We start from the raw sequence: 16177 nt of genomic DNA on the forward strand, positions 1-16177 counted from the left end.
GGAGATTATAATCTCATGAACAAAATAGAGATGATGGAAATTACATCACAACGCATGCTTGCACCACGAATCTATGAATTAACACTAAAAGGTGAAATGGTTCAACAAATGGATGAACCTGGTCAATTTTTAAATCTATTAGTTCCACGAGCGGATTTGTTATTGCGTCGCCCAATCAGTATTAATCATATCGATAAAGCAGAGGGGACTTGCCGGATTATATATCGTGTAGAAGGCGATGGTACGGCCGCTTTTGCACAGATGCAGGCAGGCGAGAAATTGAATGTGATGGGCCCTTTAGGCAAGGGATTTTCTTACTCTCAGTTGAATACAGGGGATGTTGCTTATATTATCGGTGGAGGAATTGGGATTCCTCCTTTATATGAGCTATCAAAACAACTAGTAGCAAAAGGCATCAAACCGATTCATTTCCTAGGGTATGCTTCAAACGAAGTGAAATACTATGAAGAAGAGTTTCGTGCACTTGGCGAAACGCACATCGCAACCGATGACGGTAGCTACGGGGTTCATGGGCATGTTGGTTATTTATTTGAACATGCTTCTGCGCCGGCAGATGCTGTATTTTCTTGCGGTAGTAATGGGTTGTTACGTGCAGTGGAAAACGAGTTTTTAGGGAAAGTAGAACATGTTCAACTTTCGTTAGAAGCACGAATGGCTTGTGGAATGGGCGCTTGCTATGCTTGCGTCAATAAACTAAGAGACGATGAAACAGGGTTAAAAAGCGTCAAGGTCTGTGATGAAGGTCCTGTTTTCCCCGCTGGAAAGGTGGTTTTATAATGAGTGTTAATCCTTTAGCTGTCTCATTACCAGGTTTAGACCTTAAAAACCCAATCATTCCAGCAAGTGGATGCTTTGGTTTTGGGAAAGAATTTAACAAATTTTATGATATTAGCCAATTAGGTTCTGTTATGATCAAAGCAACAACACCGGAAGCTCGATTTGGAAATCCAACGCCACGAGTGGCTGAAACGCCAAGCGGCATGTTAAATGCGATTGGACTACAAAATCCTGGTCTTGAAGTCGTAATGACAGAGATTTTACCTGATCTTCATCGCAATCATCCTGACTTGCCAATTATTGCCAATGTTGCAGGATCAACGCAAGACGATTATGTCACAGTCTGCCGTGAAATTAGTCAGGCGCCAAACGTCAAAGCGATTGAATTAAATATTTCGTGTCCGAACGTAAAGCATGGTGGGATTACCTTCGGGACGGACCCGCTCGTAGCCGGGAAATTGACAGAAGCGGTTAAGAAAGTCTCGCAAGTACCGGTATACGTGAAATTATCACCGAATGTAACGGATATTATTCCGATTGCGCAAGCGATTGAAGCCGGTGGCGCGGATGGCTTTACCATGATTAATACGTTACTGGGAATGCGCATTGATTTAAAAACGCGCAAACCGATTCTTGCCAATCAAACGGGCGGGCTATCCGGACCAGCAATTAAACCGGTGGCAATTCGCTTGATCCACCAAGTAGCCGGTGTGTCAAACTTACCAATTATTGGCATGGGTGGCATTATGACTGTCGATGACGTCCTTGAGATGTACATGGCCGGCGCAAGTGCAGTCGGAATTGGCACGATTAATTTTACCGATCCCTATATTTGTCCGAAGTTAATCGACCAATTACCTGGTCGCATGAAAGAATTAGGGATTGAATCATTAGAACAACTGATTAAAGATGTGAGGGAGGCTCGTCGCGGATGATTGATCGACCAATAATTGCCTTAGATTTTCCTTCAAGAAAAGAAATTGAAGTCTTTTTAGAAAAGTTCCCCAAAGAAGAAAAACTTTTCGTGAAAGTCGGAATGGAAATCTTTTATCAAGAAGGACCAGAAATTGTTCGCTGGCTTAAAGAATTAGGGCACGATATTTTCTTAGACTTAAAATTACATGATATTCCAAATACCGTGAGTCGCGCGATGGAACGAATCGCCCAATTAGGCGTGGCAATTACCAACGTTCACGCAGCCGGTGGTATCGAAATGATGGAAGCTGCCAAAGCGGGATTAGTCAAGGGAACACCGAAAGGCGAAAAAACACCGCAGTTAATTGCCGTTACCCAACTAACGTCAACTTCCCAAGAACAAATGCAACATGATCAATTGCTTGCGATAACGCTAGAAGAATCGGTGTTACATTACGCTCAGTGTACCGAAAAAGCAGGATTAGCTGGAGTGGTTTGTTCTGCACTTGAGGCAAAGAACATCCATCAAGCGACGTCCGATACCTTTATGTGTCTCACGCCCGGGATTCGTCCAAGTGGTGCTGAAGTTGGCGATCAAAAGCGGGTGGTCACACCCGCACTAGCTAAAGAAATCGGCTCAAACGCGATTGTGGTAGGACGACCGATTACACAGGCATCTCAGCCATATGAAACCTATTTGGCAATCAAAAATGAATGGAATGGAGTCGTTTAAATGACATTAGCAAAAAAAATTGCGAAAGATTTACTAGAAATTGAGGCAGTTTTCTTAAATCCCGAAAATCCTTTTACGTGGGCAAGTGGCTTAAAAAGCCCTATCTATTGCGATAATCGTATGACAATGAGTTATCCAGCCGTTCGTCGTGCGATTGCGAATGGTTTAGCAGAAAAAATTAAAGCGGAATTTCCCGAAGTAGAAGTCATTGCAGGGACAGCAACAGCAGGCATTCCGCATGCTGCGTGGATTGCGGAAATTTTAGATTTACCGATGGTTTATATCAGAAGCAAAGCCAAAGACCATGGAAAAGGCAATCAAATTGAAGGCCGTATTACAGAAGGGCAAAAAATGGTGGTTGTGGAAGATTTAATTTCAACCGGCGGTAGTGTACTAGAAGCTTGTGAAGCAGCAACTCGTGAAGGAGCAGATGTCGTGGGTGTCGCTGCAATCTTTACCTATGAATTACCAAAAGGATTAGAAAACTTTAAAGCTGCAGAAATGCCTTTAATCACCTTAACCAACTACACGACTTTATTGGAAAGTGCGCTAGAAGCTAACTATATCGAAGAAAAAGATTTAGCCTTACTCGCAAATTGGAAAAAAGATCCGGTGAACTGGTTAAATTAACCAGTAATCTGTTTGAAATCCACAAAAAAGAAAGAGCTATGACAGCTAATCTGTCGCAGCTCTTTCTTTTTTAGGCTGTATAACTTTTAGTGTTGAGGACTAAAATTCGTATTATTCCTCAACGTTTTTTCGGATAGATTATCTTTTTGATGATAGACTCATCGCTTAAACATTTTCTTTTATCATTTCTTTCATTATTTGGGGAAGAGCCCTTTTTTATTAGAGATCATGACTATTTTTGTGGAGGAGTTTTCATTTGTTCCACTCGCGCCTCTTCAGGCGTGATAAAAAAGGTTTTTTGATTATCATAAATGACGTAACCCGGTTTTGCACCACGCGGTTTTCGGACGTGTCGAACTTGAACGATATCGACCGGAACTTGCGCGGAATGACGGTATTTTGAATAATAAGCAGCTAATTCAGCCGCTTCAATCATCGTTTCTTCGCTTGGATCGGTACTACGAATGATGACGTGCGAGCCTGGAATGTCTTTTGCATGCAACCAAAATTCATTCTTATTGGCTGTTTTCAAAGTCAGTTGATCATTTTGTAAATTATTTCTTCCTACTAAAATTTCCGTACCGTCAGAAGCATAAAAAAGCGCCGGTTTGGCTTTTTGCGTGCTTCTTTTTTGTTTGACAGAAGAGCGTTTGAGGTAACCTTCCATAATTAACTCTTCTTTAATCAACTCGACATCCATAGGCCCAGCAATTTCTAATTGTGAAAGGACACTATGCAAATAATCGATTTCTGCTTGGGTTTCCTTTAATTGTTCGCCGACAACTTTGACGGCATTGCGTAATTTTTGATACCGTTGGAAATATTTTTGCGCATTTTGATTAGGAGTCAATGCCGGATCGAGTTGGATTTCCATTAAACGGTCTTCTTCATAGTAATTTGGCAATTTGACGAGCTTTTCTCCACGTGGGACTTCATGTAAAAAAGTCGTGAGCAGTTCTCCTTTTTGCCGGAGCAACTCTGCTTTTTCCGCTTCGATGAGCGTTGCTTCGCGTTTGCCCCGTTTTCCTTCATTGCGTTTAATCTCATTCGTAATTTTCTTAATGAGTTGTCCACCTTGCTGTTTAACACGATCACGTTCAGCTTTTTCGTGATAAAAAGCATCCAGCAGTTCACTTAATGAGTTAAAGTGCGAGACTGTTGTAGTGTCGTCCACAAGAGACGGATAGAGAAAGGGAATAAAATATTCCTTTTTTTCCGTTTGAAGCATAGTGGGTTGAATTTGTTCGAACGCTTTTAAAAACGCTTGCCAAACGGGTAATTTTTCATTAGGATTCGCATTTAAGCGACTCGCCAATTCTGTCGCGGTATCGCGGCCAAAACCTTGAAACGATTGTTGAATCGTACTTGGAGTGAGTGTTGTCAGTAACGACAGTTGTTCGAAGGCTTGTTTATCCGTAATTTGAAAAGGATTTAAGCCATTGGGTTTTGGGGGATCGGTGTACATGGCGCCTGGTAAAATCGAGCGATAGGAGTTTTGCGAACTCCCAATATGTTTAACCGAATCGAGAATTTTTCCGCTCTCACGATTTAATAATAAAATGGTACTATGGCGACCCATTAACTCCACGACAAGCACTAAATCTTCTAAGTCACCTAATTCATTCCGGTGACTAAAAGAAAAGTGAATGATTCGATCATTTTCAACTTGTTCAATCTCTTGGAGCAAGGCACCATCTAAATGTTTACGAAGCATCATCACAAAGTTTGGCGGCGTGTCAGGATTTTGATACGTCATATTTGTTAAGTGGATTCGTGCATAACTGGGATGAGCAGATAACAATAATTTATGGTTTTTCCCTAAAGAACGAATCACTAAAACGAGTTCATTGGGATAGGGTTGGTGAATTTTACTAATTCGTCCACCCGTTAACTTCTCGCGTAATTCTTGAATCATTACGTGCGTAAATACACCATCAAAAGACATTCATAACCCTCCTTATTTTCGAGTTTTCATAAAAAATGGGAAGTAGAAATGCTAAACCGCTACTTCTAATTCCCATGGAATCCTCGCATTTTTCATTTTTTTAATTCTTCTTGTTCTTTTTTCGCATCCATCATTTCTTTATGTAGGAAATAAGCCATCACGGTACGGATAACGACCATCGACGCTAAAATAATTAAATCTTGGATCGATGGATTAATAATCGATTCTACAATATCTGCTGCAATTAAAATTTCTAAACTTAGTAAAATATAACTCCCTAAAAAACTACGGATACCTGTAATATTGTATCTGGAATCAACACGAGTTGGATGCCGCAATTCGGTTTGGAAAAAATCTTTAATCGCTAAGACGATTCCCCACATTAAGACTAAAATACATAAGATATACAAAAGGAAGACAATCGTTTCAAAAAGTGGTAGTACTAGATGCATCATTTGTTGCTTCATTTTTTCACTCCTTTGCGAATTCACTCTGAATAGCCGGCTTAATTATAACAAATTCTATCGAATATGACTAGCAACGGTTCAGTCCGGTCATCCATCTTGACGATTGGGGAGCGGATTGTTACTATTAGTTTATTAATCATGTGAGAGGTTGTTAGTTTATGAAGGTATTCAATAATTGGTTGGAGACACTCAAGCAAATTGTTCGAGACAATCCGAAAAAAAAAGCCATTAGTCTGATCATTAGCAGTGTCGTGATAGGAATCCTTTTTTTCTTGGTTTCGTATAGTCGCACCGCTATTAGACAAAACCAAATCGAAGCACTCATTTATCCGCAAATTTTATCTGACAAACTTGTTCCTCTACCTTATGATCAAGAATCGGAAAAAATCAAAAAAACCGATGCTATTTCGGTATTATTTGTCAAACCCTCCAATCCGGATTTCCAGGAAATCTTGCGCATTTTCGAAAAACAAGACAGTGAATTAAACCGCTCGATTTATTTTTATCCACTTGTCTATCAAGCAGGGCGTATGAGCGAAAAATATCAACTAAACGTTGAGGAGGCCACATTTATCTTTTTTGAAGGTGGTATTGAAAAAAATCGCTTTACCTATCAGTCGATTGACACACCTGAAAAAAACATCATTCCAGAGCTTAATCGCTTGCCGATGTGGAATATGAAAGTACTTGAAACAACGGAAGAAGAAAATAAAGAATAAAAAAGATTGACACAAGCCGCTGACTGCGGTAATCTATCTTCAATTACAAACAAAGGACAGAAGGAGGACACATCATGCCAGCAATATCTAGCAAAAATATTCCGTTATCATGGCAAAATTGGCGTAGATAAGTTGTATTGATGGACTCATTCTCCATAGATACAACTTTTTAGAGTACTTTTCTAAACAGTGTATCTATGTCGGTATCGTAAAGATTATTTTCCCGCATAGACGAAAGACTATGCGGTTTTTTGTTGTTTCAGCAACAGCCGTACAAAGATACGACTGTTGCTTTTTTATTTTTAAATCATAGACGGAAAAGAGGAACTAAAATGAAAAACAAAGGGTTGATTTTCACCGTAGTAGCATTATTCTTAAGTATAACAATTGGGTTTTTCTATGAACAACGCGCACAAAAACCAGCAACGAATCCAAATGAAGCAGTTCAATATACGGTTGGGTTATTACAATTTGTCAGCCATCCTGCTCTAGATGAGATTACAAGAGGGGTGAAAGAAGGATTACAAGAACGCGGTTTAATCGAAGGGGAGAATTTAACATTACTCTTTCAAAATGGTCAAGCGGATCAAAGTAAGTTAACCACAATGAGTCAACAATTAATAAATCAAGGATCACAGGTTTTGATTGGCATCGCAACGCCGGCGGTTCAAGCATTAGCCAATGAAACAACAGAAATCCCGGTCATTTTGGGTGCGGTAACGGATCCCGTTGGTGCAGGATTAATTGCAGATATGGAAAATCCTGGTGGGAATTTGACCGGTGTTTCCGATAAAGCGCCTGTCTTGGAACAATTAACGGTTGCCAAAAAATTACTACCTCAGGCAAAGACTGTCGGTATATTGTATTCTTCTGGGGAGGACAATTCGATTTATCAAGTGGAAGAAGCCAAGCAAGCGGCCGAAGGATTAGGACTCTCAGTGGAAACATTTGCCGTGCCTTCCGCGACGGAAATTCGCCAAATCGTTCAAGTCATGGCCAGTCAGGTTGATTTTATTTATATTCCATTAGATAATACAATCGCAAATGCGATGCCTGCGGTAGTGACTGAGGCGAACAAAACAAAAACACCGATTATTCCTTCCGTTGATACAATGGTCCAAGAAGGTGGATTAGCAACGGTTGGGATCAATCAATTTCAAATTGGGTATCAAACAGGACTGATGGCAGCAAGTATTTTAAAAGGGGAAAAAGAAACGGCAACGACTCCTGTCTATACTTTTGATGAAGGGGATTTAATCATTAATGAAACACAAGCAGCTTTACTCGGAATTGAAATTCCGGCAGCATTAAAAGAAACAGCAACGTTAATTGGAGGCGAAGAAGAATGATTTTTTCATCAATTGGACAAGGGTTAATATGGGGGATTCTAGGATTAGGAATCTTTATGACTTACCGGATTTTAAATTTCCCTGATATGACAGCAGAAGGGTCATTCCCACTGGGAGGTGCGGTCTGTGTTGCGGCAATTGTGGCCGGTATTCATCCCATCGTAGCAACGATTTTGGCTGTTTTTGCGGGGATGCTAGCCGGACTAGTGACCGGGCTGCTTTACACAAAAGGCAAAATTCCTGTGATATTGGCGGGGATCTTAGTCATGTCTTCATTGAATGCCGTCATGCTCTATGTCATGAAACGACCGAATTTATCTTTATTAAACCAACCGAAATTACTTGATTTCTTTCAAGATATCGGGATTTCGCAAAATTTCGATCGAATTTTTCTTGGTCTCATCGCTTCAGGCATCATTATTAGTGGACTCTATTTTTTCTTTAATACAGAATTTGGACAAGCGTATATTGCGACAGGAGATAATGAAACGATGGCACGGTCTTTAGGCATTGCAACGGATCGGATGAAAATTGTCGGACTCGTCTTATCAAATGGTGTCATTGCGCTCAGTGGTTCATTAATTGCCCAAAGCGATGGCTATGCGGACGTCAACAAAGGCGTAGGAGTCATTGTGATTGGTCTTGCATCGATTATTATAGGCGAAGTGCTATACGGAGAATTGACGTTCTTAGAGCGTTTAATTGCTATTGTCGTCGGAAGTATTATTTACCAATTACTCATCTTACTGGTCATTCGACTCGGCTTTGATACGACATACTTAAAACTGTTTTCTGCAATTATTCTAGCGATCTGTTTGTTAATTCCACAAATCAAAACAACATTACGACTAAAAACCGGTCTGGAAAAGGAGGCGTAAACACATGACAGTTTTAGAAATGAAGAATGCCGTAAAAACCATTCAGAATGGGCCAAAAGAACAAAAAGTGTTATTAAACAAGGTCAATTTAACGGTTCAGCCCGGCGACTTTATCACAATTCTAGGTGGCAATGGTGCTGGAAAAAGTACTTTGTTTAATAGTATTTCAGGAAATGTCGCCCTGACTAGTGGACAACTAATCATGAATGGGCAGGATATCACGAACTTTTCCGAGGAAAATCGGGCTCGTCACATCGCTCGTGTGTTTCAAGATCCCAAAATGGGGACCGCACCACGAATGACGGTAGCTGAAAATTTATTACTCGCGCAATCACGTGGCGAAAAAAGAGGTTTTCGCTTACGCCAATTAAAGCAACAAAAAGACGCTTTCTATGAGTTGTGTCGTGTCGTTGGAAATGGCTTAGAAAATCACTTAGATACCCCTACTGGAAATTTATCGGGTGGACAAAGACAAGCCTTGAGTTTATTAATGGCGACGATGAAAACGCCAGATCTGCTGTTACTAGATGAACATACTGCCGCGCTTGATCCAAAGACAGCGAAGCAATTAATGGAAATTACTAATCAGCGTATACTAGAACAAAAACTGACATGTTTAATGATCACCCATCGAATGGAAGATGCATTAAAATATGGGAATCGGTTAATTTTGCTGCAAAAAGGGGAAATTGTAAAAGATTTAAATCAAGCGGAAAAAGAAGCACTGACCTTACCAGATTTACTTTCTTTTTTTGATGAAATCATTTTTTAAAAAATAATGAAAATAATCTTGACATTTTCTCATCAAAATCATATACTAAGTTCATCTTAGTCAATTAGGAGCGAATAACGATGATGAAAAACACACAAATACAATCGAATAATTACTACTTTAGCTATTTTAGATAGGTTTGTATTCATCACGTTATGGGTACAAACAACGCGTTTGTATCTATAGATGGCTAATGGAATTTGTAATGGAAACCAAGCCCCTGTAGATCATGAAACATCTACGGTGGCTTTTTATATTTTTCTAGCTTTTTTGGAGGAATAATAAGATGTTCACTGTAGACTAACCATTTACAGGAACATCTTTTTTTATTGAAAGAAAAAGGAGGAATGTCATGGAAACATCGTTTGAAATCAGCGGAAACACAAGGTTAGCAGGCTTTTTTGGTCATCCAGCAAAGCATAGCATTTCTCCTAAGATGCATAATTTAGCTTTTGCGATGTGCCAAATCGATGCTCGCTATCTAGCCTTTGATGTTTTACCCGAGCATCTTGAAACAAGTGTCCAAGCGATTCGGAGTCTTCACTTATTGGGGGTTAATATCTCAATGCCGCATAAACAACACGTCATTTCTTATCTTGATGGGTTGTCGGAATCGGCGCAACTAATCGGAGCCGTCAACACCATTGTCAATGACGAAGGTCGCTTAATTGGTCACAACACAGATGGTATTGGGTTTATGAGGAGTCTCTCAGAAATCAAGGTCGATGTGCTAGGAAAAGAGATCACGGTTCTAGGTGCTGGCGGGGCTTCGACCGCAATTATTTGTCAAGCAGCGTTAGACGGAGTAAAAAAAATCAACGTCATCAGTCGCCTAGGGAATAATTTTGAGAAAATGACTGCTAAAGCTCAAAATATGCGTCAGAACCTCCCGTGCGAAATCGTGATGATTGAAGCAAGTCAACAGCGACTCATCAAAGACGCCTGTCAATCAAGTTGTCTATTAGTTAATGCCACAAATGTTGGGATGGGTGATTTAGAGCATGAGATTCCGTTCATCGACCCACAATGGCTCAGAAAAGAATTAGCGGTATATGATATCATTTATCACCCTGCGCAAACACCACTCTTAAAAAAAGCCAAGGAGACGGGTGCTGTAACGGCCAATGGCTTAGGGATGCTCTTTCATCAAGGAGCTGCTGCGTTTGAACTTTGGACAAAGCAAGAAATGCCCGCTCAAATTATGAATGACATTCAAAAATAACTTAATTAAAACTCAGAAAGTAGGAAAAAGAATATGATCGTGATTATGAAACCAGGTGCAACAAACCAACAAATTGAAACAGTTGTCAAAAGAATTAAAGAAAGTGGCTTAGATTTTCAATTGAATACCGGAAGCGAACAAGTCGTGATTGGACTATTGGGCGATACCCGCTCGATTCAAGACATTGCTTTTCGTAGTTACGAAGGTGTCGATAAAACCGTTAGAATTAGTAACACATACAAGTTAACGTCACGTGAATTTCATCCCGATGATACCATCGTTGATGTGGATGGTGTCAAAATTGGGGATGGTAGTTTTGTGACAATGGCGGGTCCTTGTTCCGTTGAAGGACTAGACCAAATTCGCGAATCGGCTCGCATGGCAAAAGCTGGTGGGGCGAAGATTTTACGAGGTGGCGCGTTCAAGCCAAGAACGTCACCCTACGCTTTCCAAGGACTAGAAGAAGAAGGCTTAAAAATCATGCGCCAAGCTGCGGATGAATTTGGCTTAAAAGTCATCACAGAATTAATGGACGAAGCGCATGTGGATGTTGTCGCTGAGTACTCCGATATTATTCAAATTGGCGCACGAAACATGCAAAACTTCAAATTACTTGCAACGGTTGGAAAAACCGGCAAACCGGTTGGGTTAAAACGAGGGATTTCAGGCACGATTGATGAATGGTTAAATGCAGCAGAATACGTTGCCTTTGCAGAGAAAAGCCCAGTCATTTTCATCGAACGTGGGATTCGGACATATGAAACAGCGACACGTAATACATTTGATTTAAGTGCGGTGCCAATTATCAAAAAATTAAGTCATTTCCCAATTATCGTGGATCCAAGTCATGGAACAGGTGTATGGGATCTCGTGACACCAATGGCGCGCGCGGGTGTGGCAGCAGGTGCAGATGGAATGATCGTTGAAATTCATCCAGATCCAGCAAATGCATGGTCAGATGGGCCACAATCTCTAAACGAGAAGAACTACTTGAATATGATGAAAGAAGTCAATGTTTTAGTAAAAGCGATGGAAGAAATTAAAGCTATCCAAAAATAAGACGAAAGGACGATCGCCCCGATGCAAATTCAACTAACGAATCATTCATATGATATTTTAATTCAAAAAGGCGCATTGAAAGAACTCGCTTCTTGGGTAACCTCCGTTTGGCAACCGCAACGTATCGCGATCATTACCGATAGCAATGTTGCGCCCCTTTACGCAGAAACTGCTCAGCAACAACTGATTGCGGCAGGATTCCCCACTCATTTATTTGTGGTTCCCGCTGGTGAAGCGAGTAAATCATTGGAACAAGCAGGGAAATTATACGAACAATTAGCAGAAGCTGGATTTACCAGAAGCGATGGTATCTTGGCACTTGGCGGTGGTGTCATTGGAGATTTAGTTGGTTTCGTGGCTTCCACTTATATGCGTGGCTTACATTTTTTACAAATTCCAACGACCTTACTCGCACAAGTCGATTCAAGTATTGGTGGTAAAACGGCCGTTAATACTAAAAGCGCTAAGAACTTGGTTGGAACATTCTCGCAACCAGATGGCGTGTTAATTGATCCTGAGGTGTTACATACGTTAGATAATCGCCGACTACGAGAAGGCATCGCCGAAATTATTAAAGCGGGTGCGATTGCCGACAAAGAATTATGGGCGAAATTAGCCAATCTCACAGATGAGTTTGACCTACGCGACAAAGCCGAAGAGATTATTCCTTTAGCGCTTCATGTCAAAAAAGTGGTCGTCGAAGAAGATGAGTTTGATAACGGGAGTCGTCTCTTACTGAATTTTGGTCACACAATCGGACACGGAATTGAAAATACCGCTGGTTACGGCGTGGTTAGTCATGGCGAAGCGGTGGCACTCGGCATGGTCATGATGACGCGTCACGCGGAAGAAACTGGTTTAACTCCAAAAGGCGTGACGAAAGAAATAAGTGACATGTTAGAAAAGTTCCATTTACCGACTGACTATGAAACGCTAGATGCCACTCGCATTTATCAAGCCATCACGCATGATAAAAAAGCGCGAGGTAATCAAATCAAGATTATTTTGTTAGAAGAAATTGGACAAGCCAAAATTGTGGCGATTCCAATCGAAGAAATGCGCCATTATATCGGTTAATTTAAAAGGGGGAAATAAAATGCGTTATATTACAGCAGGAGAATCACACGGACCAGAACTAACGACCATTATTGAAGGAGTACCCGCTGGTTTACCACTGACAGCGGAAGATATTAATCAAGAGTTGGCTCGTCGTCAAACTGGTTATGGTCGCGGTGGACGGATGTTAATTGAAAAAGACCAAGTTAGAATTACTTCTGGTATTCGTCATGGAAAAACACTAGGCTCACCAATTACGTTGGTTGTTGAAAATAAAGACTGGAAAAACTGGACAAAGGTTATGAGTATTGAAGACGTTGAAGAAAAAGATCGAGCACTGCGCCAAGTAGTCCGTCCTCGTCCAGGACATGCCGATTTAGTTGGTGGGATGAAATACAATCATCGTGATTTGCGGAATGTCTTAGAGCGTTCTTCGGCTCGCGAAACGACCATGCGTGTAGCGGTCGGTGCGGTCGCAAAAAAACTCTTATCTGAATTAGACATTGATGTCGCCGGTCATGTGACGATGCTTGGTGGGATTAAAGCGACGGTTCCAGACGGCTTGACGGTCAGAGAAATTCATGAACAAGCAGAAGCCTCACCCGTGCGTGTCTTAGATCCAACGGTGGAAGAAGAAATCAAGGCCTTGATTGACCAAACAAAACGCAAAGGTGACACAATCGGTGGTGTGGTAGAAGTGCTAGTTGGTGGTGTTCCAGCGGGCTTAGGCAGCTATGTTCAATGGGATAAGAAATTAGATGGGAAATTAGCCCAAGCGATGGTCAGCATCAATGCGTTTAAAGGCGTTGAATTTGGTGTTGGTTTTGAAGCCGGTGTTTTACCAGGCTCACAAATTATGGATGAAATTTTATGGGACGAGACCACTGGGTACACCCGTCGAAGCAATAATTTAGGTGGGTTTGAAGGTGGCATGACCAATGGCGAAGTGTTAGTTGTCCGTGGTGTAATGAAACCAATCCCAACGCTTTATAAACCATTACAAAGTGTGGATATTAGTACAAAAGAAGTCTACAAAGCAAGTATCGAACGTTCTGATAGTACGGCTGTTCCTGCAGCATGTGTGGTGGCAGAAAGTGTTGTCGCAACCGTGATTGCAAATGAAATTCTCGAAAAATTCTCTAGTGATCACTTTGTTGAATTAAAACAAAGCATGACACAATACCGCGATTACTTAAAAAACTACTAATAGGACGAAACAAGTGAAGAAAGAGGAGGACCAAATGACACAATCAGTATTAATTGTCGGTTTAGGGCTTATTGGCTCCTCGCTGGCAAGCTGTATCAAAGCTTCCCATCCTCAAACGATTCTCTACGGGTGGGATTTGCACGAAGAAACCAAACAAACGGCCTTAGACAATCAGGTGGTTGATATCATCTTACCAACATTTGAAGACAATGCCGCCTGTGCGGAGATTATTTTGTTAGCTGTTCCTGTCAAAACCTCTTTGCTTTATTTAGAACAGTTGAGTCAACTTTCCTTGCAGCAAAATGTGCTAGTCACCGATGTTGGTAGCACTAAGATGGAAATTATGACGTTTGCCAAAGATCAACCGTATGATTTTATTGGTGGTCATCCGATGGCCGGTTCACATAAATCAGGCATTCAAGCAAGAGACCGTAATTTATTTGAAAAAGCGTACTACATCTTGACTCCCGGCGATAACCCACGGCTTCAAGAACGCGTTAGTGAACTAGAAGTGTTACTCGTTGGGACACGCGCCAAATTTTTAACGATGACAGCTCAAGAGCATGATCAAATTACGGGTAGCTTAAGCCATTTTCCGCACGTTGTTGCCGCATTACTGGTGAATCAAGCGCAACAGCTAAACGAAAGCCATCCACGATCAAAACAGTTGGCAGCCGGTGGATTTCGCGATATTACGCGCATTGCGTCATCAGATCCTAAAATGTGGACGGATATTTTATTAAGTAACCGCCCTATCTTGATGTCGTTAATCCGGCAATGGCAGACCGAAATGGATGATATCTATCAGTGGTTGGAAGAAGCGCAAGGTGAAGCTATTTTTGACTTCTTTGAACGAGCACGCGAGACAAGAGAACAATTGCCAATCCATCAAAAAGGAACCATTCCTGCTTTTTATGATGTCTTTATCGATATCCCTGATTCTCCAGGAATTATTGGTGAAATTACGTCATTACTGGGGATGGCGGCATTATCGCTTATCAATCTACGCATTTTAGAAACACGCGAAGAAATTTTTGGCGTTTTACAATTAAGTTTTAAAAATGAAGTGGATCAACAGATTGGGCAACAACTTATCAAAGAAAACACGCCCTATCATTGTTGGATCAAATAGGAGGCTATTCATGAAATTATTCACAGCAAGCGCATTAAAAGGCACTATCCAAATTCCAGCCGATAAATCGATTTCACATCGAAGTATCATGTTTGGCTCAATCGCCAAAGGGAAAACAACGATTAAAAACTTCCTTCGTGGGGAAGATTGTTTCAGTACGCTACATGCCTTTCAAGCATTGGGTGTTGACATTGAGGATGACGGGGAAGTCATTACGGTTCACGGAAAAGGCCTTGAAGCACTTAAAGCACCACGCAAGCCCTTAGATGTCGGCAACTCAGGTACGACCATTCGTTTAATGATGGGTATGCTAAATACATGTCCTTTTGAAACGATTTTAACGGGCGATGACTCGTTAAACGCACGTCCCATGAATCGCGTGATGTTACCATTAAGAGAGATGGGTGCTACTATTTTTGGCGACAATCAAACGCAATTCCCGCCCATTACAGTACAAGGTTCTGCAACACTAAATCCAATCACGTATGAAATGCCTGTGGCGAGTGCTCAAGTCAAATCCGCAATTTTATTTGCTGCACTGCAAACAGAGGGGACGACAACCGTCATTGAAAAAGAACCTTCTCGCAATCATACAGAAGAAATGATTCGTCAATTTGGTGGCGAAATCAACGTAAATGATAAAATGATTCAAGTAACGGGACCACAAGAACTAATCGGGCAAGACGTGACTGTTCCAGGCGATATTTCTTCGGCAGCCTTTTTCTTAGTAGCAGGTGCGACTGTTCCAAACAGTGAAATTTTGTTAACGAATGTGGGTATCAATCCGACAAGAACAGGAATTCTATCGGTTTTAGAAGAAATGGGCGCAAAAGTGACCATGCAAAATATCGATCCGATTAACGACGCGGCTGATCTACTTGTTCAAACGTCTGAACTGCATGGGATTACGATTGAAGGGGCGATTATTCCAACGCTCATTGATGAAATCCCGGTGATTGCACTCTTAGCAACGCAAGCCCATGGCACGACCATTATTAAAGATGCAGAAGAATTAAAAGTAAAAGAAACCAATCGCATTGATGCGACTTGTCGCGAATTAAAAAAATTAGGCGCAAACATCGAGGCGACTAAAGACGGCTTGATTATTCACGGTCCGACCCCGTTACATGGTGGTTCGGTAACAAGTTATGGTGACCATCGGATGGGAATGATGTTACAAATAGCAGCTCTTTTGACGGATGAAGAAGTTGTGTTAGAAAATCCTGAAGCGATCGCGATTTCGTATCCAACATTTTTTGAAGATGTTGCCAAACTAAGGAATCATCCATAATAAA

At 41.2% G+C, this 16177-nt stretch carries 16 protein-coding genes; 14 read left to right on the plus strand and 2 right to left on the minus strand.

Annotated elements, in window-relative coordinates:
• Window positions 1–15: 15 nt before the first annotated feature.
• The 4 genes from RU93_RS01365 to pyrE are packed head-to-tail and all read left to right on the plus strand — an operon-like array spanning window position 16 to window position 3076.
• On the plus strand, window positions 16–798 hold the full coding sequence (locus tag RU93_RS01365) for a dihydroorotate dehydrogenase electron transfer subunit (protein ID WP_071873818.1): 783 nt from the start codon (window positions 16–18) through the stop codon (window positions 796–798).
• Window positions 798–1733, plus strand: coding sequence for a dihydroorotate dehydrogenase (locus tag RU93_RS01370; protein WP_071873819.1), 936 nt, complete (start codon window positions 798–800; stop codon window positions 1731–1733). The genes RU93_RS01365 and RU93_RS01370 overlap by 1 nt, the downstream gene beginning before the upstream one ends.
• Window positions 1730–2446: an orotidine-5'-phosphate decarboxylase gene (gene pyrF / locus RU93_RS01375; RefSeq protein ID WP_071873820.1), complete on the plus strand. Its 717-nt coding sequence runs from the start codon at window positions 1730–1732 to the stop codon at window positions 2444–2446. The genes RU93_RS01370 and pyrF overlap by 4 nt, the downstream gene beginning before the upstream one ends.
• Window positions 2447–3076: an orotate phosphoribosyltransferase gene (gene pyrE, locus RU93_RS01380; RefSeq protein ID WP_071873821.1), complete on the plus strand. Its 630-nt coding sequence runs from the start codon at window positions 2447–2449 to the stop codon at window positions 3074–3076.
• A 232-nt stretch (window positions 3077–3308) separates the two neighbouring features.
• Here pyrE and RU93_RS01385 read toward each other — a convergent pair whose 3' ends face one another.
• Both RU93_RS01385 and RU93_RS01390 read right to left on the minus strand, forming a co-directional pair.
• Window positions 3309–5021, minus strand: a complete 1713-nt coding sequence (locus RU93_RS01385) for an NFACT RNA binding domain-containing protein (protein ID WP_071873822.1) — start codon at window positions 5019–5021, stop codon at window positions 3309–3311.
• A 92-nt stretch (window positions 5022–5113) separates the two neighbouring features.
• Window positions 5114–5488 (minus strand): DUF1622 domain-containing protein, encoded by a 375-nt coding sequence (locus RU93_RS01390; RefSeq protein WP_071873823.1) that lies wholly within the window; start codon window positions 5486–5488, stop codon window positions 5114–5116.
• Between the two features lie 158 nt (window positions 5489–5646).
• Between RU93_RS01390 and RU93_RS01395 the strand changes: the two genes are divergently transcribed.
• The 10 genes from RU93_RS01395 to aroA all read left to right on the plus strand — a co-directional run bounded on the left by RU93_RS01395 (window position 5647) and on the right by aroA (window position 16173).
• On the plus strand, window positions 5647–6207 hold the full coding sequence (locus RU93_RS01395) for a hypothetical protein (protein WP_071873824.1): 561 nt from the start codon (window positions 5647–5649) through the stop codon (window positions 6205–6207).
• Between the two features lie 332 nt (window positions 6208–6539).
• Window positions 6540–7556, plus strand: a complete 1017-nt coding sequence (gene trpX / locus RU93_RS01400; protein WP_071873825.1) for a tryptophan ABC transporter substrate-binding protein — start codon at window positions 6540–6542, stop codon at window positions 7554–7556.
• Window positions 7553–8434: an ABC transporter permease gene (locus RU93_RS01405; protein ID WP_071873826.1), complete on the plus strand. Its 882-nt coding sequence runs from the start codon at window positions 7553–7555 to the stop codon at window positions 8432–8434. The genes trpX and RU93_RS01405 overlap by 4 nt, the downstream gene beginning before the upstream one ends.
• A 4-nt stretch (window positions 8435–8438) precedes the next feature.
• Window positions 8439–9206: an ABC transporter ATP-binding protein gene (locus RU93_RS01410; protein ID WP_071873827.1), complete on the plus strand. Its 768-nt coding sequence runs from the start codon at window positions 8439–8441 to the stop codon at window positions 9204–9206.
• 352 nt (window positions 9207–9558) lie between these two features.
• The gene (aroE, locus tag RU93_RS01415) at window positions 9559–10428 is read left to right on the plus strand and encodes a shikimate dehydrogenase (RefSeq protein WP_071873828.1); all 870 of its coding nucleotides are present in this window, start codon (window positions 9559–9561) and stop codon (window positions 10426–10428) included.
• A 33-nt stretch (window positions 10429–10461) separates the two neighbouring features.
• Complete coding sequence (gene aroF / locus RU93_RS01420) at window positions 10462–11487, plus strand: 3-deoxy-7-phosphoheptulonate synthase (RefSeq protein ID WP_071873829.1); 1026 nt, start codon at window positions 10462–10464, stop codon at window positions 11485–11487.
• Window positions 11488–11508: 21 nt separating this feature from the next.
• Complete coding sequence (gene aroB / locus RU93_RS01425) at window positions 11509–12564, plus strand: 3-dehydroquinate synthase (RefSeq protein ID WP_071873830.1); 1056 nt, start codon at window positions 11509–11511, stop codon at window positions 12562–12564.
• A 19-nt stretch (window positions 12565–12583) separates the two neighbouring features.
• The gene (gene aroC / locus RU93_RS01430) at window positions 12584–13750 is read left to right on the plus strand and encodes a chorismate synthase (RefSeq protein ID WP_071873831.1); all 1167 of its coding nucleotides are present in this window, start codon (window positions 12584–12586) and stop codon (window positions 13748–13750) included.
• A 34-nt stretch (window positions 13751–13784) separates the two neighbouring features.
• A complete protein-coding gene (locus RU93_RS01435; protein ID WP_071873832.1) occupies window positions 13785–14882 on the plus strand; it encodes a prephenate dehydrogenase in 1098 nt (365 codons plus the stop codon).
• 10 nt (window positions 14883–14892) lie between these two features.
• Window positions 14893–16173: a 3-phosphoshikimate 1-carboxyvinyltransferase gene (aroA, locus tag RU93_RS01440; protein ID WP_071873833.1), complete on the plus strand. Its 1281-nt coding sequence runs from the start codon at window positions 14893–14895 to the stop codon at window positions 16171–16173.
• The last annotated feature ends 4 nt before the right edge of the window (window positions 16174–16177 follow it).

It is taken from the genome of Enterococcus aquimarinus, from assembly GCF_001885765.1.
Classification (GTDB): domain Bacteria; phylum Bacillota; class Bacilli; order Lactobacillales; family Enterococcaceae; genus Enterococcus_I; species Enterococcus_I aquimarinus.